The following is a 553-nucleotide window of genomic DNA, read 5'->3' on the forward strand; positions in this document are numbered from 1 at the left end:
GCATTCCATTATTCAAAAGCCTAATCAGTTCCACTTCATTTGACGACGGACACAGAGGAGCAACGTAAAAGGCGCTTTGCCAACTATGTAAAACAAGTGCTCTCTGTTTTGTTTTCATGGGGCAAGGAGCGTGGGTTTATCAAAGAAAACCCCGCCCTTGGGGTTAAATCCATTCGCAGGCCCAAGAACACCCCAATTGCCAACAGACCCTGGACGGATGACGAGCGCAGGATCGTTTTAGAACACGCCCCGGCTCAAATGGTACCTGCCCTTACTTTGATGATGTATACGGGACTTGGCCCGCAAGACGCGCTTACGCTTGCCAAACAGCAATACCAAAATGGTTTCATCTCAACACGGCGAGCCAAAACATGGGCTCCGGTCTTTTGGCCTGTCATTGCACCTTTGAAAGCAGCTCTTGATGAAGCATCTACCCACTCGGCTCCGACACTTTGTGCAAACTCCAGAGGGCGACCATGGACTGTCTCGGGGTTCAGAACATCGTGGAGAAAGCTGCGCATCCAATTAGAAGATAAGAACCTGATTGAGTCGG

Annotated in this window: 1 pseudogene; it reads left to right on the forward strand. The window is 50.1% G+C overall.

What is annotated here, in order from left to right:
* Positions 1–39: 39 nt before the first annotated feature.
* Positions 40–553 (forward strand): annotated as a pseudogene (locus PsW64_RS27760) (tyrosine-type recombinase/integrase); the annotation flags it as partial.

This window comes from Pseudovibrio sp. W64 (assembly GCF_001623145.1).
Taxonomy (GTDB): domain Bacteria; phylum Pseudomonadota; class Alphaproteobacteria; order Rhizobiales; family Stappiaceae; genus Pseudovibrio.